At 58.5% G+C, this 19,057-nt stretch carries 20 protein-coding genes; 5 read left to right on the forward strand and 15 right to left on the reverse strand.

The window, feature by feature from the left end; translation table 11 throughout:
- The 3 genes from JMF85_RS22910 to JMF85_RS22920 all read right to left on the reverse strand — a co-directional run.
- Positions 1–1,656 (reverse strand): AAA family ATPase (locus JMF85_RS22910; protein ID WP_236595960.1); only part of this gene is annotated, 1,656 nt, incomplete at its 3' end.
- Positions 1,653–2,927 carry a metallophosphoesterase family protein gene (locus tag JMF85_RS22915; protein WP_164751956.1) on the reverse strand — a complete coding sequence of 425 codons (1,275 nt, stop codon included), beginning with the start codon at positions 2,925–2,927 and terminating at the stop codon, positions 1,653–1,655. The genes JMF85_RS22915 and JMF85_RS22910, both read right to left, overlap by 4 nt.
- A gap of 92 nt (positions 2,928–3,019) precedes the next feature.
- The gene (locus JMF85_RS22920) at positions 3,020–4,147 is read right to left on the reverse strand and encodes a glycosyltransferase family 4 protein (protein ID WP_127610267.1); all 1,128 of its coding nucleotides are present in this window, start codon (positions 4,145–4,147) and stop codon (positions 3,020–3,022) included.
- 130 nt (positions 4,148–4,277) lie between these two features.
- On the opposite strand from JMF85_RS22920, the gene JMF85_RS22925 reads away from it, so the two are divergent.
- A complete protein-coding gene (locus JMF85_RS22925; RefSeq protein ID WP_236595959.1) occupies positions 4,278–5,450 on the forward strand; it encodes a GGDEF domain-containing protein in 1,173 nt (390 codons plus the stop codon).
- A gap of 24 nt (positions 5,451–5,474) precedes the next feature.
- The gene (locus JMF85_RS22930; protein WP_054800421.1) at positions 5,475–5,690 is read left to right on the forward strand and encodes a hypothetical protein; all 216 of its coding nucleotides are present in this window, start codon (positions 5,475–5,477) and stop codon (positions 5,688–5,690) included.
- A 124-nt stretch (positions 5,691–5,814) separates the two neighbouring features.
- Here the strand turns inward: JMF85_RS22930 and JMF85_RS22935 are convergent, their stop codons facing one another.
- The gene (locus tag JMF85_RS22935; protein ID WP_054798354.1) at positions 5,815–6,021 is read right to left on the reverse strand and encodes a helix-turn-helix domain-containing protein; all 207 of its coding nucleotides are present in this window, start codon (positions 6,019–6,021) and stop codon (positions 5,815–5,817) included.
- Between the two features lie 239 nt (positions 6,022–6,260).
- On the opposite strand from JMF85_RS22935, the gene JMF85_RS22940 reads away from it, so the two are divergent.
- Positions 6,261–6,593, forward strand: a complete 333-nt coding sequence (locus JMF85_RS22940) for a DUF1904 family protein (RefSeq protein WP_127610266.1) — start codon at positions 6,261–6,263, stop codon at positions 6,591–6,593.
- 182 nt (positions 6,594–6,775) lie between these two features.
- On the forward strand, positions 6,776–7,192 hold the full coding sequence (locus JMF85_RS22945) for a helix-turn-helix transcriptional regulator (RefSeq protein WP_127610264.1): 417 nt from the start codon (positions 6,776–6,778) through the stop codon (positions 7,190–7,192).
- A gap of 173 nt (positions 7,193–7,365) precedes the next feature.
- Here JMF85_RS22945 and JMF85_RS22950 read toward each other — a convergent pair whose 3' ends face one another.
- From JMF85_RS22950 to queD, 7 genes are all read right to left on the reverse strand, one after another.
- Complete coding sequence (locus tag JMF85_RS22950; protein ID WP_201318979.1) at positions 7,366–8,529, reverse strand: MFS transporter; 1,164 nt, start codon at positions 8,527–8,529, stop codon at positions 7,366–7,368.
- Between the two features lie 128 nt (positions 8,530–8,657).
- Positions 8,658–9,530 carry a LysR family transcriptional regulator gene (locus JMF85_RS22955; RefSeq protein ID WP_127610260.1) on the reverse strand — a complete coding sequence of 291 codons (873 nt, stop codon included), beginning with the start codon at positions 9,528–9,530 and terminating at the stop codon, positions 8,658–8,660.
- A gap of 38 nt (positions 9,531–9,568) precedes the next feature.
- Positions 9,569–11,122 carry a sensor histidine kinase gene (locus JMF85_RS22960; protein WP_201318980.1) on the reverse strand — a complete coding sequence of 518 codons (1,554 nt, stop codon included), beginning with the start codon at positions 11,120–11,122 and terminating at the stop codon, positions 9,569–9,571.
- The gene (locus tag JMF85_RS22965; protein WP_127610271.1) at positions 11,119–11,802 is read right to left on the reverse strand and encodes a response regulator transcription factor; all 684 of its coding nucleotides are present in this window, start codon (positions 11,800–11,802) and stop codon (positions 11,119–11,121) included. Before JMF85_RS22965 ends, JMF85_RS22960 begins: the two co-directional genes overlap by 4 nt.
- 275 nt (positions 11,803–12,077) lie before the next feature.
- The gene (queC, locus tag JMF85_RS22970; RefSeq protein ID WP_054798355.1) at positions 12,078–12,767 is read right to left on the reverse strand and encodes a 7-cyano-7-deazaguanine synthase QueC; all 690 of its coding nucleotides are present in this window, start codon (positions 12,765–12,767) and stop codon (positions 12,078–12,080) included.
- Positions 12,768–12,807: 40 nt separating this feature from the next.
- Positions 12,808–13,494 (reverse strand): 7-carboxy-7-deazaguanine synthase QueE, encoded by a 687-nt coding sequence (locus tag JMF85_RS22975; RefSeq protein ID WP_127610256.1) that lies wholly within the window; start codon positions 13,492–13,494, stop codon positions 12,808–12,810.
- Positions 13,494–13,967 (reverse strand): 6-carboxytetrahydropterin synthase QueD, encoded by a 474-nt coding sequence (queD, locus tag JMF85_RS22980; protein WP_054798356.1) that lies wholly within the window; start codon positions 13,965–13,967, stop codon positions 13,494–13,496. The genes JMF85_RS22975 and queD overlap by 1 nt, the downstream gene beginning before the upstream one ends.
- Before the next feature lie 134 nt (positions 13,968–14,101).
- Here queD and JMF85_RS22985 point away from each other — a divergent pair, with 134 nt between their 5' ends.
- Positions 14,102–15,523, forward strand: a complete 1,422-nt coding sequence (locus JMF85_RS22985; RefSeq protein ID WP_201318981.1) for an RsmB/NOP family class I SAM-dependent RNA methyltransferase — start codon at positions 14,102–14,104, stop codon at positions 15,521–15,523.
- A gap of 135 nt (positions 15,524–15,658) precedes the next feature.
- On the opposite strand, the gene JMF85_RS22990 is transcribed toward JMF85_RS22985, so the two are convergent.
- The 4 genes from JMF85_RS22990 to JMF85_RS23005 all read right to left on the reverse strand — a co-directional run.
- Entirely contained in the window at positions 15,659–16,702 is a 1,044-nt protein-coding gene (locus JMF85_RS22990; protein ID WP_201318982.1) for a hypothetical protein, read from the reverse strand.
- A gap of 296 nt (positions 16,703–16,998) precedes the next feature.
- A complete protein-coding gene (locus JMF85_RS22995; protein ID WP_054798353.1) occupies positions 16,999–17,823 on the reverse strand; it encodes a Cof-type HAD-IIB family hydrolase in 825 nt (274 codons plus the stop codon).
- Positions 17,824–17,852: 29 nt separating this feature from the next.
- Positions 17,853–18,614, reverse strand: coding sequence for a pseudouridine synthase (locus tag JMF85_RS23000; RefSeq protein WP_201318983.1), 762 nt, complete (start codon positions 18,612–18,614; stop codon positions 17,853–17,855).
- Positions 18,615–18,619: 5 nt separating this feature from the next.
- Positions 18,620–19,057: RsmF rRNA methyltransferase first C-terminal domain-containing protein (locus tag JMF85_RS23005; RefSeq protein ID WP_201318984.1), on the reverse strand; the 438-nt coding region annotated here is incomplete at its 5' end.

The following is a 19,057-nucleotide window of genomic DNA, read 5'->3' on the forward strand; positions in this document are numbered from 1 at the left end:
GGAAAGCCGCTCCGGCTTACGCGATCCGCGGCGCCCGAGCGTCAACCAGACGCTTGCGCCGAGCAGCAGGACGAAAGCGACGCCCGCTGCCGTCGTCTCGCGGAACAGCAGCAGCGCGGCAGGCAGCGCCAGCGTCAGCGCGTAAACGCCGATCACGGGGACCCCGGACGCGCCCGAGCCGGCAGCCTCGCCGTCAGGAGCCGCCCCTTGTCCGAGCCGCTCCAAATCGCGCAACCGCTGCTCCGCGTAACGAATCTCCCGCTGGGCGTCTTTCCACTCGCCGAACAAGCGTCGTGCCGTTTTCACCCGCTCCAGCGCAGATGCTGCCGTCTCCCCGCCCGCGAACGGGTTCGGCGGCTCAACGCCATCCCGGGCCGAAGCCTCATTCGAAACCGCCGTCTCTCCTTCCAAGCGCCGAATCTCCGCCGCAAGCAGCGCGTCTTCGTGCTGCCACGCGCGCCATTCGTCGCGAAAGCCCGCTGCCTGCTCGCGAAGCATCACCGTCGAAGGCAGACGATCCAGCGTTTCGATCGACCAACCCGGCCCGATCCGCCGCAATAACCGCTCCAGGCCGAGGCCCAGCTGTTCTTCCTCCGCCTCCGCTTCGGCCAGCTGGCGCTTGCCTTCCTCGTAGGCGGCGAGCCGATCGAGCAGCGACTCCAGCTCCGCTTGCCGGGCGAGTATCGCTTCACGCCGCTCCCGCCCGCTCTCCAGCGAGGCCAGCTTCGCTTCCGCTTCGTTCGCAGCCAAAGTCACCGCATCCAGCTCGGTCGTCAACCGCTCGAGCTCCGCTTCGAACGCTTCCTCCCGCAGAACGGCGTCCTCCGGCACCTCGTCGAGCGACCCCGGCAGCGCCGCAAGCTCACGCTCCACTTCCTCCAGACGGCGCGCGAATTGCAGCGCCTGGCGGCTGCGGTCGAGTTCCCCCGCTTCCCGCTGCAGGCGCTCCAGCTCCGCCTCCAAGACGCCGCACCGTTCCGTTAACCGTGCCCCTTCTTCCACCAGCAGCCGGTATGATTCGGCTTCCGACCGGCTCGCCCGCAGCCGCTCTTCCACCGCCGCAAGCTCCCGCAGCGCTTGATTCACGAGCGGCGTCCGGCCGCGCGGCCGGTAAAGCTGCTCCAGCTCCTGCGTCAGCTTCTTCTGCGCGGCTTGAATCGCCGTGCCGCTGAGGCCGAGACCCGCGCTGTACAGAAAGCCGCTCACTTCATCGGACTGCAAAGTGCCCAGCTCCTGCAGCTCCGATAACCCGAAGGCGAATAACTGGCGGAACAGCTCCGGAGTCAGGCCTCCGACCAACGCCGCCAATTCCGTTTCCCCGCCGGTCGTCCCGTCCGGGAAAACGACCTTGACTGCGCCGGCGGCCGGCGTTTTGCCGCGCCCGTCCGCCGAACGGTCCCAGCGTTCCACCCGAATGCGGCGCCCGGCGGCGTCCCGCACCGTCAACGCCCCGCCCTGGATGACGGCCGGATCCGGCGCATAGCGGGTCGTGCCGCCGCGGGTCGTAAATCCGAACAGCACCGTGCGAATAAATTCCAGCACCGTGCTTTTGCCCGCTTCGTTCGGACCGTAGACGAGCGTCACCGGCCGGTCGGTGTGAAGCGTTACTTCACGCAAGGAGCCGTATGCCTGAATGTCTATCCGTTCGAGGATCATCCGTTCCACCCCGTTTCCGCCCCGGATGCCAGCAGATCGATCGCCAGCTCTTCCGCTTCTTTCATCATCGCCTGGCGTTCTTCTTCCGTACAATCGGTCCACATCGACGCAAGCGCCGGATGTGCGGCGAGCGGACCAAGCGCTTCCTTCGCGAAGACGTCGAAACGTTCGCGGTCGCCGGCCGTCTCGCGCGAAAGCCGAAGCAGCTCGCCCAGAAAGCCAGACTGCGCCGCAAGCTTCTCGGGGTCTACCGGAGCTCCCGTTCGATCCGTCAAGCTTTCGAGCCAGCTGTCTCCCGCCTGCTCGCGCAGCATCGAGGCGAGCTCCGCCAAGGCGCCTGCTCTTCTCAGCACCGCGTGCATCGGACCCCGGCCGGTCAGCGTCAACCGAACGATCGCCGAACGTCCCTCGCTCCGTTCGCGCGCAGCAAACAAAGCGTCCTCCAACGCTTCCTTCAGCTGTTGTTCCGAATCCAAGCCCTCGATCGGCACCTCGCCTTCCTCCCATCGCCATACGTCAAGCGCATGGAACGTCGGCTCCGCCTCCCCCTGCTCGGACACGCGCACGACATAACAGCCGCGCGCCCCGGTTTCCCGGATATGACGGCCCTGCACGTTGCCCGGGTAAACGACCCAAGGCCGCTCGTGAAGAATACGCCGCGTATGGATATGGCCAAGCGCCCAATAATCGACGCCCCGCCCAAGCAGATCGGCCAAACGGCAGGGCGCGTAATTGCCGTGCTCCCCGTCGCCGTCCACATTCGTATGTAACAGTCCGATATGAAACAGTCCGTCCCCCCAGTTGGCATAGCCGGGGGTCAAATTATCGGTCACCGCCGCCCGGTCGAACGAAATGCCGGAGATTCGCGCCAGCGGCTGCCCGTCCTCCGCATAAACCAAAGCGCTTTCCACCGCTTCGCAGCCGAATACGCGGACGCCACCCGGCAGCCTCAGCTTAGCCGTATACCCTTCCAGCAGCGGATCGTGGTTGCCGTGAATAATGAAGGCCGGTATGCCTTCGGCCGCCAAAGCTTCCAGCGCCTGTTGAAAGCGAAGCTGGGCGCGCAGCGAACGATCTTTGGCCTCATAGATATCGCCGGCAAACAAAACAAAGTGGACCCGCTCTCGAAGCGCAAGCTCGACCAGCCGGTCCAAGGCGGCGAATGTCGAGTCCCGAATATCGCTGCGCAGCCGCTCCGGTAAGCCGGTCAACCCTTTAAAAGGACAATCCAAATGCAAATCCGCGGCATGTATAAATCGGAAGGACCGCATGTCCATCCCTTCCTTTCTTTTATCCCTGCTTGTAAAAGCCAAAAAAGCGGAAGCCGCTTCTCCCAAAGCACGGGCTCCCGCTTCCTTTTCACTTATTCTTTCTTATAAGACCGGTACACAGCTCGCAGCTGCTGCACGACACGCGTCATGGAATACGCTTTAAGCGCCTTCTCCAGCGCGATCCGCGAAAGCTGGTATCGATACATCGGATCGCCGATGACCTTCTCCAGCGCGGCCGCCAGCGCCGGTACGTCATCAACGGGCACAAGCAGTCCGTTGGTGCCGTGTTCGATCTGTTCGCCGATCCCTCCGACATCCGTGCCGACGACGGCCAATCCGCACAGCGCGGCTTCCGCAAATACGGAACCGAACGATTCGGCGCGGGACGGAAGCACAAACACGTCAAAGAACGGCATAAAATCTTCCGGATGTAAAATATACCCGTAAAAAATCGTTTCCTCGTATATATCCAGCTTAACCGCCAATTCCTCCAGCTCTTGACGAATCGGTCCGTCACCGATCAGATGAAGCACGAACTTGTGGCCCTTTTGCTTCAGCTCGGCACAAGCGTACAGCAGCGTATCGAGCCCTTTGGCAGGCACGAGACGGCAGACCGAGATCAGCTGCGGCACCTTGTTCTCGTGCTGTACGGGACGAAACCGTTTCTCGTCGAAGCCGTTCGGAATGACCCCGACACGCTCCGGTTCCTGGAGGTAATCGGCCATATAATGTTTAAACGAATTGGACACCGTGATCAATTGGTCCGCACGTTCCTCGAGCTCCCGGTAAATCGAAGTCAGGAAGGCGTGCTCCGGTCCATTTTCCGCAATTTTCCCGTTCAGGATCAGCTCTTTCTCGTAACTGGAATGCACCGTCATGATGAGCGGCGTTTCCGGGAACACTTGTTTCATGACGAGGCCGGCGATCGGATGATGCGCGTGAATCAAGTCGAACGACTTCTGAATCCGCAGCTTCGTCCACCAGACGTAATCTTTATAGGTTTGAATATACTTGTCAACAATGGGATTACCCGCGTAAACCGTCCAATCGAAGGTCGAGAAACGAACTTCCTCCGTGCCTTTACCGCGGATGCGCTTAGGCAGCGAGAACAGTTCCATCTCCCATCCCCGCTTATTGAACCGGTCCAGCATGAACGGAACCATGGAAGAAACCCCGCCCGGCTGCTCCGGCGGAAAAAACAAAGCTTGAAGCACTCGCATGAAAAATAAACCCCCGGTCTCCCCAAAGTTGTAGGCTTGTTCCCTACCTACCATCCTAACAGGTATGAAAACATACGACAAGACTTCCCTAATCGAATGTACGTTTGGTATAATGGGAGTCACCTTAAGGTTGAGACGGAGGCATATACACGAATTTATGGACAGTATTACGTTATCCGACGTATTATTCGGACCGACCGGCACGGTCTGGCTTTACTCTATGCTGACGGTCATCATCGCAATGACCCTGCTCGTCTCGATCCGCCTGCTGCTCTCCCGCCGGAAGATCGGCTACTTCTCGATGATTGTCGCGCTCGGCATTGTGCTGATTCAATACGGACAATTGATCGCCAAAGCCTTCAGTCCGCAAATGAGCGACGTGGAAGCCTTCGCGGCGCTTCTTCTGAAGGTGCTCGCCTTCGTGATGATCAATATCGGAATCTACCAATTATACAATCCGACGCGCAAGAGGGACATCGTCACGTTTATGTTTTTTGTGCTGGCGACCGCGGCCGTTTCCCTTACGTATTGGCTTGCGCCCAATTGGCTCCAGAGCGGCGACGATAACTCCCGGCTGCTGCGTCCGCTCGGTTTGGAGCTGTACTTGTTTGTGCTGTTGTTCTTAAGCTTCCTGCTCGTGAATCCGCGCATCGGACAGAACGGCAAATACCAGGCGATACTGACCGTTTATTTCGTCACGCATACAGTGCATATGGCAAACCTGTACCTTTTCGACGCCAATCAGCCCGCCCTGCGGTTGCTGGAGCAAACGCTTCCGTTCGTGCTGCATTCGATCTTGTTCTTGTTTATATTCGAGCGGGTTATCGAGCTGATGCAGGCGATTTATATGTCTTCGATTACAGACGGGCTAACCCGGCTGTATAATCGCAAATATTTCCAAAACCGGGTCCACCAAGCGGTTCAACAGCGGATGCCTGTATCGGTCATTTTCAGCGATATCGATAATTTCAAGAAGCTGAACGATACGAAGGGGCACCATATGGGCGATCAAGTGCTGAAGCAAGTTGCGCAGATCGTTCGGGAGGAAACCGACGAAGCCGGGATTTGCGGCCGGTACGGCGGCGAGGAGATGGTTGTGCTGATCACCGATCCCGACGCCAGTGCCGGCGCATTAGCCGAACAAATCCGCTCGCGCGTCGAGGCGGAAACGATCGTGACGGTCAGCATGGGCTACAGCCGGTTGAAAAAGGGTGTCGGCCCGGACGAGCTCGTCAAGCAGGCCGACGAAGCCATGTACAAAGCAAAAACAAGCGGCAAAAACAAAGTGGTCGGGTGGGAGTAACCGAACCGTAGGAGGAACTTAGATATGGCTCACAATCGTCGTTTAACGACCGATCAGGATTTCAAAGAGGCGCAGGAACGCCAGGTGCCCATACGCGTGTTTCAAGACGACCATATCGTCGATTCGGGCGGGATTGTCGTTCGTTTCACCGAGGAGACCGTCGTTCTGCAATCCGGAGTCAGCGACGTCGCTTATCACCAGCGAGCGCTATGCGAGTTTTTTGAAATGAGAAAACGATAGCCGGACGAGTCCGGCAGCGAATACATGAGCGGCGGCAGCGAGAATACGATCCGATCGCACCCGGCGACGGGCGCGCCAGCCCGATCCCGGCATCGCTCAGCTTGCCGCCGTATCGACATGACGCTCATTCGATCTGAAACAGCTCCTCCATCGGCCGCTCCAGCACCTCGCTCAACTTCTTCGCCGTACCGGGACCTACCGTCTTCATCGATCGCTCCAACAAACTGACATAGGCATAGCTTAATCCGGAACGCTCCGCCAGCTGGCGCTGAGTCAAGCCTTTCACGATCCGCGCTTTCACAACCGCATTCGTTCTCGCAATGATCCGCATTTCCATCTCCCCCAAGATCTTCCTGTTTATTTTCCATTATACCACCATTATTCACTTGTGCAACAAAATATTTTTACATTTGTTAACATGCGGGCGAGCGGGGAGCACCGAGTATTTTTTGAATAAAAGCTGCCGCTGCATCGGTCAGAGGATTGACAACCTCGTTTCTTGTGATTAAAATCACAAAGATAGGACATATCGCTGCAACCGCCTATACCATACGAAATGAAGGGATTAAAATGCCGTATTTACGCTTCAAAGGTTTCCCTGCCCCGTTCGTCGAACAAATAGCCCCTGCAGTTGTCGATCAATTTGCCTCGATCGTAGACATTCCGAAAGAAAAGGTAAAACTCGAGCTGCTTCAAGTGCTGCAAATTACGAATACGCCATTGTCCGTTGAAATTATGATGTTTCCCCGGGCGCAGCGCCTTCACGACGAGCTTGCGGCCGCCATCCACGATTTGCTGTTCGCCCATGACTATCGCAACGTGCATATTTTTTTCATTCTATTATCGCCGGAGCTTTATTATAAAGAAGGCAAGCCGCTGCAAGTCTTCCCCGGTCCGCGGTGACAGAGCGCTTGCAGCGCTCTTTTTTTTAGCCGCCTGCTCCTCCTCTCCGTTCCCCTGTTGTCCCGCCCCTTAACGATACCTGCCATTGTGCTGCCGAAAGTTTACTGTTAATATGAGAATGTTAACCAACATTTACCTTCCGTTTCATCCTATTTATTCTACCCGTACTGTAGGTGTCCTTCATGCCTTTTTATGAACAATTGAAAGATATGCGCAAATTAAAAGGGTTTACAATCCGCGAGTTGGCCGATCGCTCAGGGGTGTCCGCCGCCTATATTTCGCAGATGGAGAACGGCAATCGGGGCGTCCCTTCCCCCGACGTGCTGATGAAGCTGTCCGAAGGGTTAAATACGCCCTACACCGAGCTCATGAAAATCGCCGGTTACTTGGATAAGCCCGAGCCGACGGCACCGGATGGACAACCCGCTGCCATCGGCCGACCGCGCGTTAATCTGCGGCGCTTTTTGCAGGAGAACGATCTGATCTTTGACGGCATTGAATTAACCGAGCTCGATAAAGATTGGATTGAGCGAATGCTGACCGTCATGTTCTGGCGGGACAAGCGGCTTCAAGAGCCGGAGACGGACTCGAACGGCTGACCGTCCCGAAGCGGGCGGCTGGCACGGCAACCAAACAAGTCCGACGGACGACCGGGATTTCCGGCGCCGTCGGACTTGTCGCATTTAGAAGGAAAAGGCTCCCTTTCTTCTGAAAAATAGAAAATTGCCTCATTTAAGATAATGCCGTTCCGCTATGCATAGCGGCGCATGGCTTACGCTCCTGTCGCCTCCGGCTCCTCGCCCGGCTTCGCGCGGGTCAGGAAGGCGCCGCCGATCAGAAACGCGCCGCTCACATAAAAAACCGACAGCAGGCCGACCGAATTGCCGACAAGCCCGAAGAACATCGGCGCCAGCAGCTGCGACAACCGGTTGGAGGCCAGACGCAGTCCGAGCACTTCGCCGGTTCTCGTCTTCGGCGAAGCATTGTAAGTCGTCGTCATCGACAGCGGCTGTCCGCAGCCAAGGCCGAGGCCCATCATCGCGCTGAGCACGCCGAATAAGTATACATGACCGGCGAACGGAACAAGTATAAACGACAGCCCCGCCACAAAAATAGACGACAGCAGCACGCGGTCGCGGCCGAATTTGCCCGTCATTCTTCCCAGCAGCATGCGTACGAATACCATGGCCAATCCTTGTACGGCAATGATCCAGCCGATGCTCGATTCGGAAACGCCTGCCCCCGCCGCAAATAACGGAAAATAGGCGATGAAGATGTCTTTCGAATACAAGACGAGCGCGCTGGAAGCCAGCGCCTTGCGCAGTACCGGAATTTTCAGCAGCTGAAGCGAGCTTGCGCTTTCGGCGGGCTCCGTCTCTGCAGCCGGCGCCTTCCTGGCAACGATGACCGGGATCAGGAATGACAGGCTGAGCGGCAGCAAACCGACGAAGCCTGCGGTCATAAAGGCGACCCCGTAAGAGAAGTGCTCGGCCAAGTAACCGCCGATAACCGGCCCGACGAAAGATCCCATCGCCACGAACATGCTGAAAATGCCGAAGACCTGGTCGCGCGTTTCCTTGGTCGCCGCATTGCCGAGCACGTTCTGCAGCGACACCGTAATGAAGACGTGCGAAATGCCGACCAAGGCTTGCGACGCATACAACGCCGCCATCGAAGGAAACAAATACGGCAGCGCCACGCCGATCGTCGCTCCGAGCGACCCGAGCACAATCGGCAGCCTGTCGCCGACGAGATCCGCCACCTTGCCCGCGCGAATCGCGAACGCCAGCGGCAAAATCGCATAAGCGGCGGTCAGCAGGCCGATATCCATCGTCCCGGCGCCCAATTCGGACGCATAGAGCGTAATAAGCGGCCTCGTCAAGTAGATCATCGTGTGAAAGCAAAGCGCAATCAGCAATATCACTCGTAACGTCATGTCCAATCATCCGTTCTTCTAGGAGTATGCCCCTATTGTAATCTACCAATGGGTCCAGTGAAAATACGGATTGCGTATCGTCAGCCATAGCCAAAACGAATAGCTGCCGCCTCGGGGTCAGGCTCAGGCTAAAGCCCTTCCTTCAGATCCAGCGCTTTCACGAACTCGACGAACGTGCGGACCAGGTTCAGCTCCAACGTCTCTTCGTGATAATACATCCATGTGCGCCGCACGATCGGCTGCCCTTCGGCGTCAAGCAGGTCCTGCTTGAACAAGCCTTCCGCATCGCCGAGGACGGAGTGCGGCAGGATTGCGTAGCCGAGTCCGTTCAGCAGCATTTCGCGGCATGTCTCGGATTTGTCGACCTCCATGCCTATATAGGGCGGCTGTGTATAATGCTCGGTCCACCACTTGTCGATCAGCGACTTGAACAGCGGGTCCGTCTGGTAATCGATGCGCGACAAATACGGAAGACGCTCGAGCTGCAGCTCCTCCTTGGAGGCGATGCAGATCGCCTCTTCCGACAGCAAATACTTCTGACCGGGCCATGCGTATTCGCCGCGTACGAAGCCCACGTGCACCTCCTGGTTGTATATGAGGTGAAACACGTCTTTGCTCCAGCCGGTCATTACCTTGAACTCTACGCTCGGATACCGGTCCTTAAAAAGCTTCAGCAGCCTCGGCAGCGTCTTGCGCGTGATCAGATTCGTGACCGCCAGCCGCAGCGTGCCGACGACCTGATTCTCCATGTTCAGCACATGATCTTTGATCTTGCGTAGACGGGTGATCATCTCGTCGGCACACTTGGCCAAATATTCGCCTTCCGGAGTAAAATGCACCCCGCGCCGGCCCCGGTGCACAATCAGCACGCCGAATTCCTTCTCGATTTGCCGCAGGCGATTCGTCAGAGACGGCTGGGATATGAATAAGCTTTCGGCCGTTTTCGTAATGTTTTTTTGCCTGTACAGTTCCTTCAGAATGATCCAGTTCAAATCTTCCATCCGTAGGCCTCCATGGACGATCTTAAGCGGCAAACCGGTTAAGCTCCTGAATCCGCAACGGCTCCCGGCGGGTGAAGCGGCAGATGAATGCGGAATGACGTCCCCTCGCCTTCGACGCTCTCGACCTCAATGGTTCCCCCGTGCAGGTCGACGATCGACTTCGTGATCGACAAGCCGAGTCCGGCTCCGCCCTGCGCGCGGGAACGCGCCGAATCGACCCGGTAAAACCGGTCGAACACATGAGGCAGCTGTTCCTCCGGTATGCCCGCGCCGTTATCGCTGACGTGCAGCACGCAGCCGCTGCGCTCAAGCGTCAGCTCGACTGCAATCCGCCCCTGCTCGGGATCCGTATGCTGCACCGCATTGTGAAACAAATTAAGCAGCACCTGTTTGATTTTATCGCGATCGAACACGGCCTTCACTTCCGGTGTAATCGACAAGCGAAGCGTCCGTTCGCCGGCTAACAGCCGAAGCTGCGGCTCCATTTCCAAAACGGTCCGGTCCAGCAGCCCCTCGGTCCATTCTACCTCGGGCGTCCGGTCAAGTCTAGCAAGCAGCAGCAAGTCGGCGACCAGCTTGTTGATGCGCTCCGACTCGCTGAGCATGCTGCGCAGCGCCCGGTCAAGCTGCTGCGGATGCTGCGCAGCGCCGCGGATCAAGACTTCGAGGAAGCCGTGAATCGACGTCAGCGGCGTACGCAGCTCATGAGACGCGTCCGCGACGAAACGGCGCATCTTCTCCTTCGCCTCCTGCTCGGCAAGGAAAGACGTCTCCAGCCGCTGCAGCATCCCGTTGAACGAATAGGACAGCCGGTCGATCTCGGCCTGCCCTTGTCCGGTCGGCAGCCGCTGGGCCAGCTGGCCGGCGTCGATTTGCTCCACCGTACGCATGATATTGTTCAGCGGCACAAGCGTTCGTTTCAGTACGGGCAAGTAGGTCACGAGCCCGAACAATAAGGCGATCCCGGCGAGCCCGAGGAAAGTCAGCAGCTGGCTGAACAGCACTTCGTCCAGGAACCGCGTCCCGATGCTTGCCTGCACGACGCCCTGCAGGCGGACGCGGGCGTTCACCGGCTGCAGGACGACCATCTGCTTCTCCCCGTTCGCACCGCGAACGATCCGGTAGTCGACTTCACTCTTATTGTCTAACGCATCGCTATAGTCCTGGGGGGCCAGGCGCGGGATGCTCTCGGCGGCGGTTTCTCGCCTGCCGGTCGTGCCGCCGTCTCCCTCCGTGTCCGATGCAGACGTTTCGTCTCCTTTAATCACCGTAAAGCCGCCGTTTGCGTCGATGAAAGCAAGCTTCACCCCGGCAATCGTCCCGTTCGACATCGGTCGGCCGGGCAGCGCAACCTCGTCCTTCCGCGGCATCCGTCCGCCACCGCCGGGCATCCACATATCGTGAGGCATCGTCAGGATTTGGCTTTGAATGGTCATCGCTTGATTGCGGTACAGAAACTGCTGCATCAGCAAGTATTGCAGACCGCCGATCAGCAGCAAAATCGCGGCGAGAATCATAAGCGACCGCGAAAGCAGCTGGAAGCGCAGCGAATGGGGATGCAGTGCTCCCTTCAGGCTTCGCGCGGCGCTCATGACAAGTCAACCCGGTAGCCCGCACCGCGCAGCGTTCGAATTAAACGATGCTCCTTGTCGTTCAACTTATCCCGCAGCGAACGGATATACACTTCCACGATGTTCTCTTCCCCGCCGAAATCGTAGCCCCATACTTTGTCCAGGATGACGGCTTTACTCAGCAAGATCCCTTTGTTGATGACCAGAAAGTGAAGCAGATCGTATTCCGTCGGCGAGAGCTCGAGCACCCGCTCCCGATAGCTGATTTCCTTGCGGCGGTCATCGATTTTGAAGGGTCCGATCCGGACCTCGCCCAACAGATGCGGAAACTGGTTGCGGACGCGGGCATGAATGCGGGCCAGCAGCTCGTCAAAGCTGAACGGCTTGCTCATGTAGTCATCCGCGCCGAGCGTCAGCCCTTTGACCCGATCGTTCACTTCTTCTTTTGCGGTCAGCATGATGACGGCAATCTGTTCCTCCTGCTTCAGCAGACGGCATACCTCGAACCCATCCATGCCCGGCATCATCACATCGAGAACGGCGACATGCGGCCGAACCTTTTCGGCGAGCGTCAAGGCCGTCAAACCGTCCTGCGCCGTAAACACCTCGAACCCTTCATTAACGAGCCCCAGCTCGAGAAACTGTAAAATATTCGGTTCATCGTCCACCAGTAAAATCTTGATTCCTTTCAGAGCGCGCATCGCAGTCGCTTTCCCTTCCTCAACCGCCGCCTTGGACGGCTTTTGTCTTATTGTACGCCTTGGACGCCTTGTACGCCGGGTCCCGGCTCGTAACGCTATCGTACGCCCCTCATCTGAATGCAGCCTGAAGACTGCCTGAAATTCCGCTGAATGCGGTAAGGCGCGCCGCTGCAAGCCAAATACGACAAAAAGTCCGAAGAACCGCAAGCCGGGGGCACCGCCGGAGCCTTGCGTTTCTTCGGACTGGATCGGTTTCTCGCCGATTTCGTTAGGGTTTACAAGCTCCGGTAAGCGATCGGATCGGACGATTGCGCGTCGGCAAAGCCTTTCAACCGCAGACGGCAGCTGTCGCATTCCCCGCACGCTTCTTCTTGTCCGTTGTAACAAGAAGTCGTCAAGTGATAAGGCACGCCGAGCCGCTCGCCCTGGCGAATAATTTCCGCCTTCGTCCAATCGATCAACGGCGTTTCGATCTTGATCGGCACCCCTTCCACACCGACGCGCGTCGCCAGCGCCATAACTTCCTCCACCTTGCGGATAAATTCGGGACGGCAGTCGGGATACCCGCTGTAATCCAATGCATTGACCCCGATGTAGATCGCCTCCGCCCCCGTTACCTCCGCATACGAAGTGGCAATGGACAAGAACAGCAGGTTGCGTCCCGGCACGTACGTGACGGGGATGTCCGATTCGACCGGACCGCTCTCCCCGGCAGGCGGCACATCGATCGAATCGTCCGTCAAAGCGCTGCCGCCGAACTCCTTCAGAAATCCGAGCGAGATCACCTTATGCCGGTCCGCCACTCCGTAAAATTCCGCAACGAGCCTTGCGTTCTCGATCTCGCGGCGCTGCCGCTGGCCGTAATCGAACGTAATCGGATATACGTCATACCCGGCTTCGCGCGCGATTCCCATGCACGTCGTGCTGTCGAGACCTCCGCTTAAAATAACTACCGCCTTTTTCATCAAGCCGTACCTTCTTCCTTCAGAAATCATGCCTGTTCCCTTACACGCCCCGGGCCGCCGGGTCCCAAATGATCTTATGCAGCTGCATATTCAGCTTGACATGCGACAGGCCGTGCTCCAGCATAAGCCCGACGAGCTTGGCCGGCGGCATCGTTTCCCAAACCGGGCTGAACAACGGCAGCGCAGCGGTCGGATAACGCTCCAGCACCGCCTTGGCCGCTTCGAAATCGCGGTCGCTGCCGATGACGAATTTCAGCTCGTCCTGCTTGCGAAGCAGTGCAAAATTCGCCGTCGCCATCTTATCCTCTTCGCCTGAATCGGGCAGCTTGTAGTCCATAATATACCGCACGTTCGGCGAGGTGATGCGACGAATGAACGGCTCCAGCTCAATCGCCCCGTTCGTCTCAATATGAATGTCCTCGTAACGTCCCGTCCCGGCCAGCGCCTCAATCAACGCGGCGGACTTGTCGCCGTAGAGCAGCGGCTCGCCGCCGGTCAAGCATAGATGCTTCGCGCCGAAGCTCGTCGCTTTGCTCACGATCTCGTCGACCGACATGACGAACTCCGCTTCTGCCGGCGGATAGCTGTACTTCGTATCGCACCACGTGCAGCGCAAATTACAGCCGAACAGACGCACAAAAACGGTCGGGAATCCGGCACGCGTGCCCTCTCCCTCAACCGTTTCGAAAATTTCCACCATCGGCAGCTTGATTACGGGTGAAGACATCAAGACTCCTCCCCCATCAGCCTGGCCGTCACCGCAGCGAAGCTGGTCGGCGTCTCCCATAAGCGAACTTCTTCGAGACGTACCGCCGGATACAAGCCTTCCGCCTTCAAGGCGCCAGACAGCTCCTCGTACATCCAGACGACCATGTTCTCGGCCGTCGTGTTCATCGGCGGCAGCACGTCGTTCAAATACCGGTGATCCAATTTATCAATAACGCGTTCTTTCGCGATCCGCTTTATATCGGCAAAATCGATGGTAATGCCGCGCTCGTCCACTTTGCCCCGCATGATGACCTGCAGCTTGTACGTGTGGCCGTGCAAGCTCTTGCATTTCCCTTCGTAGCAATGCAAATGGTGGGCGCTGTCGAACGTGAACTCCTTGGAAACGAGCACCTCTCGGTCGTGATACTTGAGCTCGCTCTTCTGGATGTCCTCGCCTAAGATTTGCACTTTTCTAGGAAAATCGTATTCCATCGGCGCATTCCCCCCTTTTCCGAAAAACATCAAACTATTATACCATGCACGCCTCGCTTCTCACAATATAGGGAAAGCTGTATAATGAAGGCTAATGTGTTCGCGACGAATGGAAAGGAGTTAAGGAAACGAATATGGTCGATTTACCCCGAGCTTACATCGAACAAATGCGGCGGCTGCTGTCCGGCGAAGCGGAGGCGTTCTTGCAATCTTACGGCGAACCAAGGACGCAGGGCCTGCGTTTGAACACCTATAAAATCGGAGCCGCGCGTGAAGAAACGGTACGCAGCCTGACGGAGGCCTTCGGCCTGGAACCCGTACCGTGGTGCGAAAGCGGCTACTATTATCCGGAGGACCGCCGTCCGGGCAAGCATCCGCTGCATGCGGCCGGCTTGTATTACATTCAGGAGCCGTCGGCCATGTCCGCCGTCGAGCTGCTCGCCCCCGCACCCGGCGATGTCGTCCTGGACCTTGCGGCCGCGCCCGGCGGCAAATCGACGCACATCGCGGACAAGCTGCAGGGCAAAGGGCTGCTCGTGTCTAACGAGATCCACCCGGTCCGGGCGAAGAGCCTTTCTGAAAATGTGGAGCGTATGGGCATCGCCAACGCCGTCGTCGTCAGCGCGACGCCGCAGCAGCTCGCGGCGAAATTCCCGCGCTTTTTCGATAAAATGATGGTGGACGCTCCCTGTTCGGGCGAAGGCATGTTCCGGAAAGATCCGGATGCGATCGGCGAGTGGTCGCCTCAGCATGTGGACATGTGCGCCGCCAGACAGCTCGATATTTTGCAAGCGGCGGTCACAATGCTGAAGCCGGGCGGGCGGCTCGCTTACTCCACGTGCACGTTTAACGAGCAGGAGAACGAGCAAACCGTCGCAGCGCTGCTGACCGGGTTCCCCGCGCTGCGGCTTCTTCGCATGGAGCGCATCTGGCCGCACCGGCAGCGTGGGGAAGGACACTTCGTCGCGCTGCTGGAACTTGCGGAGCCGAGCGCCGAGGCCGCAGCGTCAACGTACAGCGCTGCCCAGGGGATCACCCGGCGCAAGGAGCGTTCGGCCCGAGGCAAGCGCGCAACCGGGCGACCGGAAGAAGACGCGCTTCGCTCGTTCCGCCGGCTCGCCGAAAGCATCGGGGGCGCAGCGTGGGCCGACGAGCTGCAAGCCTGGCTCGGCCCCGGCGAGCCGCTGCTGTTCGGCAACCAGCTTTATTGGTTTCCCGCCGCAGAGGGCAGCCCGCTCTCCGGCGACGGGCTGCACGGCCTGAAGACACTGCGGCCCGGGCTTCACCTTGCCGAGCTGAAGAAGGACCGCGCCGAGCCTTCGCACGCGCTCGCCTTGGCGCTGCCTTCCAGGCTGGCGTCGGGAATCCCGGCCGTCAGCCTGGAAGCGGACGGCGGCTCCGCGGCCGAGCGCTATTTGCGGGGGGAAACGCTGGATGCGGCTGCCCCGGGCAGCGGCTGGACGCTTGTCACCTTCGAAGGCTTCGCGCTCGGTTGGGGCAAGCAATCCGGCACGCAGATCAAGAATCATTACCCGAAAGGGCTGCGCAGGCCCTAGTCCTGCGGACGTACCCGGGTATACGAAAAATGACGTGCAAAATGGTCCCCCATTTGCACGTCATTTTTACGGTCTGCGGTCTTTTCACATTAAAAAGACGGACCCGTTTGTTGGAGAGCCCCGCAAAGCCTCTCTTTAGTGAATGGTCTCGGTTTCGAACAGCACTTCTTCGATCAACCGGTTTCTATGCATCATGGACAAGTTGAGGGCTTCATAATCCTTTTCCTTATCAAGCTCCTCCATCAGCAGCGTGGCGATCAGCTCCCGGTCCCCTTCGCTGCCCGGCTCGCGAAAGTCGATAAAACCGGTAAGCTGGCGCTGGCTGATATCGATCGTAGCGGTTCCGATGGGCAGCCCGCCCCGCGACTGCTGATAAATTTCGTAGCTCAGCACGTCGCCGTCGTCCCGGGCCAGGACAATCGAGTAGTCACTTTTCTTCCCGTATTCGGTAAGCTCGTTCGACTCCTGCTCGCTTTCCTCCAATAGATCCTCATGCGTCAGCTCGATCGTCTCGATCACTTCATTATCGTAAAGCATATGGATGACGAACGTATCGATTTCATCCTCATCAAAATCCAGCACCAGCAAATCGGCCACGACGTCAAGCTCTTTCTCTTCGGGCTCGATCATCCAATTTACCGTGCCGGTAATATTGGCCCCATCGGTGTGCATAAACGCTTCGGCGATCCAATTCTCGTCTTTATCGTAAACGTGGTATTCGATTGTATCTTCATCCTCGCCGACGACAACCAGCTCGTAATCGGCCAGCGTATAAACCTCGCGGTCGAACGTATCCTCATCCTCCAGCCGCGAATCGCTGTCCGCCCAATCCGTATCGTAATCGAAGTCTTCTTCCGCTTCGTCCCACCCGTTATTGTGCGCAGCCGCCGCGCGTTCCGTCGCGATGACATGATCGTAGCTGCTGTACGTCACCATGATTTGGCACGCGGTCGCTTCGATCGCATCCATAAACGCCTGCACATACTCGTGAACGTGCTCGAACACCTCTTCTTTATCGGCTTCCGACAAAACTTCCTTCTCCAACTGCAGAGAGCCGGCTATACGGGCAGACTCCCGATAAACGACCGTCAGCGTGCCAACAAACCGATTTTTAAACACAATGTCACATACTTCTCCGCCTGCCGTCCTCAAGTCCGGCCTCAGCATCACGCTGCTCATTCGGGTTCCCTCCCTGAGATGAATTAGGTTAAGCGACTAGCACGTTGCGTTCTTAGCATGTCCTTCCCGCTGCGAAAAGTATGCGCCCCGGCCCAAGCCGTCAACCAATGCAGACGGGACATGCCAAGGAACCCGTTGCGTGATTCCACTTGAAAACAGCCGTCCAACAAAAATAGCGGAACCCGATGCATGATTCGAGCTGCAAATCGGCTTCCGCCGAATAAGCTGCGAATAAGACATCTGAGTTCCGCTACAGGCAGCGAATGCCCGGGCGATTCTTCCATTCACAAGTCACTTCAACCGCCGAGCCCGATTCCTAGCGGCTCAAGCACATGCTTCATCAGTGCCGCATGCACCCCGTCTTCGTTGTTGGATAACGTCACCTCATCGGCCGCTTCCTTGACGCCGTCCGGGGAATTGTCCATCGCGATGCCGAGTCCGGCAAAGCGCAGCATGTCGACGTCGTTGAAATAGTTGCCGATCGCGATAATCTCCTCACGCCGGATGCCCCACGAGTCGGCCAAATGCTTCAACGCATTGCCCTTGGAGGCGGAAACCGCCATCACGTCGACGAACTCGACGCCGCTGCGGATGGCGTGGAATGTCTCCGGCAGCTGAAACTCCCGGCCGAAGGCGGCCTCCACGCGATCCATCTGGTCTCCGTCGCCGAACATCGTGAATTTGACGATGCCTTCTTCCATGGCGAGTACGTCGTCCACTTGTTTCGTGACGATCAGAAACTGCTCGTACATCGCGGCCGCGGCGGCCTCCGCTTTCTCCAAGTACAGATCAAGCGGCGTATTTACGTCAAAGTGGACGCCGTTCTCGCGGCAATAAGCGACCAGCGGCGCAAGCTCCTGCATTTGAAAGCTGAACTGATGAAGCACCTGCGCCCCCGGCGTTTGCACGGTAGAAGCGCCGTTGTGGGTAATCAGCACCCCTTCCAGGCCAAGCTCCTCGAACACCGGGATCGCATTCGCGGGTCCCCGTCCGGTGCACAGCACGATGCGAAGTCCGGCTTCATGCGCCAGCCGCAGCGTGCGAATCGTCCTTTCGGTCAGTTCGTGGTTATCGTTTAACAACGTACCGTCCACATCAAGCGCAATCAAGCGGTAATTCATCGGTTCTCCACTCCTCATCGGGCAACCCTTTATTGGTCCGCCTCCGGCTGTGCCGCATGCGCCTGCAGCGACTCCAGTTCGGCGGTCGTCAGCTCGCGGTACATTCCCGTGTTCAGGTCCGGATCGAGTGCGAGGGGGCCCATGGACATTCTTTTCAAAAAAACAACCCGTTTGTTCACGGCGAGAAACATGCGTTTCACTTGATGAAACTTTCCTTCCCTGATCGTCAGCTCGATCTCGGACAGCTGTCCTGCGTCCGGCTCGCCCTTGCTCAGTATGCGAAGCTCGGCCGGCATCGTCACGTAGCCGTCGTCCAGCGTCACGCCCCGGCGAAAAGCTTCCCGGTCGCTTTCGTCGACCGCGCCCTCGACCCGGGCGTAATACGTTTTGGGGACGTGTTTGCGCGGCGACAGCAAATTGTGCGCGAGCTTGCCGTCGTTGGTCAACAGCAGCAAGCCCTCCGTATCTTTATCAAGCCGGCCGACCGGGAACAGCTCGAAGTGCGCATAGCCGTCGTCCAGCAAATCGAGCACCGTCCGGTCGCGCGTATCTTCCGTCGCCGACACGACGCCCTGCGGTTTATTGAGCATGATGTACACAAACTCCCGGTAACGGACCGGCTCGCCGTCAACCGCAATGGCGTCCCGTTCGGCATTGACCTGCAGGCCGCTGTCTTTGACGGTTTTGCCGTTCACCTGAACGGCGCCGCGCTTGACGAGTATTTTGATTTCGCTGCGTGTGCCGAAGCCCGAGTGGGCCAGCAGCTTGTCCAGGCGTATTGTCGTTTTCATCGATCTTAGGTCCACCTCCAACCGGGCGGATATTCGTTCTTGAGCATGCCGTCCTGCCATTTGCCCCACCCGACGGGAAAGCCGTCGATGCAGACGAGGCAGAAGCCTTTGGGCTGCACGCCGTCCCCTTCGGCGTGCAGCTCATCCGGGGCGAGCTCCAGCGTCTCGCCCTTCAAATACCGCACGGCCCGGCTGTCGCCGGCCGTCAGCATCACGCGGCGCCGCGCCTCCGCCGCGCGCAGACCCAAAGCCAGCGCTTGCGAGGGCGCAAAGCGCTGCTTGGCCGCGCCGCCGAGGTACCATCCGGGTCGAATGACCCGGATGCCGTCGAGCGGCGGCAGCCCTTGCGGCGCCGCGTATGCGTGCTCGCTGCGCCACACGAGCTCGGCGCCGGCCCACGGCGGCGCCGTCAGCTGCTCCGCCGCGAAGCGGGCGAGCGCTTC

The sequence above is a fragment of the Paenibacillus sp. EPM92 genome, assembly GCF_016586185.1.
GTDB classification, from domain to species: domain Bacteria; phylum Bacillota; class Bacilli; order Paenibacillales; family NBRC-103111; genus Paenibacillus_G; species Paenibacillus_G validus.

Bases quoted from the DNA above. Each gene is read 5' to 3' on its own strand.
- queD (WP_054798356.1), bottom strand. From the start codon at position 13,967: ATGGAATACGATTTTCCTAGAAAAGTGCAAATCTTAGGCGAGGACATC.
- JMF85_RS23000 (WP_201318983.1), bottom strand. From the start codon at position 18,614: ATGAAAACGACAATACGCCTGGACAAGCTGCTGGCCCACTCGGGCTTC.
- JMF85_RS22945 (WP_127610264.1), top strand. From the start codon at position 6,776: ATGCCTTTTTATGAACAATTGAAAGATATGCGCAAATTAAAAGGGTTT.
- JMF85_RS22975 (WP_127610256.1), bottom strand. From the start codon at position 13,494: ATGTCTTCACCCGTAATCAAGCTGCCGATGGTGGAAATTTTCGAAACG.
- JMF85_RS22930 (WP_054800421.1), top strand. From the start codon at position 5,475: ATGGCTCACAATCGTCGTTTAACGACCGATCAGGATTTCAAAGAGGCG.
- JMF85_RS22915 (WP_164751956.1), bottom strand. From the start codon at position 2,927: ATGCGGTCCTTCCGATTTATACATGCCGCGGATTTGCATTTGGATTGT.
- queC (WP_054798355.1), bottom strand. From the start codon at position 12,767: ATGAAAAAGGCGGTAGTTATTTTAAGCGGAGGTCTCGACAGCACGACG.
- JMF85_RS22950 (WP_201318979.1), bottom strand. From the start codon at position 8,529: ATGACGTTACGAGTGATATTGCTGATTGCGCTTTGCTTTCACACGATG.
- JMF85_RS22985 (WP_201318981.1), top strand. From the start codon at position 14,102: ATGGTCGATTTACCCCGAGCTTACATCGAACAAATGCGGCGGCTGCTG.
- JMF85_RS22995 (WP_054798353.1), bottom strand. From the start codon at position 17,823: ATGAATTACCGCTTGATTGCGCTTGATGTGGACGGTACGTTGTTAAAC.
- JMF85_RS22920 (WP_127610267.1), bottom strand. From the start codon at position 4,147: ATGCGAGTGCTTCAAGCTTTGTTTTTTCCGCCGGAGCAGCCGGGCGGG.
- JMF85_RS22965 (WP_127610271.1), bottom strand. From the start codon at position 11,802: ATGCGCGCTCTGAAAGGAATCAAGATTTTACTGGTGGACGATGAACCG.
- JMF85_RS22990 (WP_201318982.1), bottom strand. From the start codon at position 16,702: ATGAGCAGCGTGATGCTGAGGCCGGACTTGAGGACGGCAGGCGGAGAA.
- JMF85_RS22955 (WP_127610260.1), bottom strand. From the start codon at position 9,530: ATGGAAGATTTGAACTGGATCATTCTGAAGGAACTGTACAGGCAAAAA.
- JMF85_RS22940 (WP_127610266.1), top strand. From the start codon at position 6,261: ATGCCGTATTTACGCTTCAAAGGTTTCCCTGCCCCGTTCGTCGAACAA.
- JMF85_RS22960 (WP_201318980.1), bottom strand. From the start codon at position 11,122: ATGAGCGCCGCGCGAAGCCTGAAGGGAGCACTGCATCCCCATTCGCTG.
- JMF85_RS22935 (WP_054798354.1), bottom strand. From the start codon at position 6,021: ATGCGGATCATTGCGAGAACGAATGCGGTTGTGAAAGCGCGGATCGTG.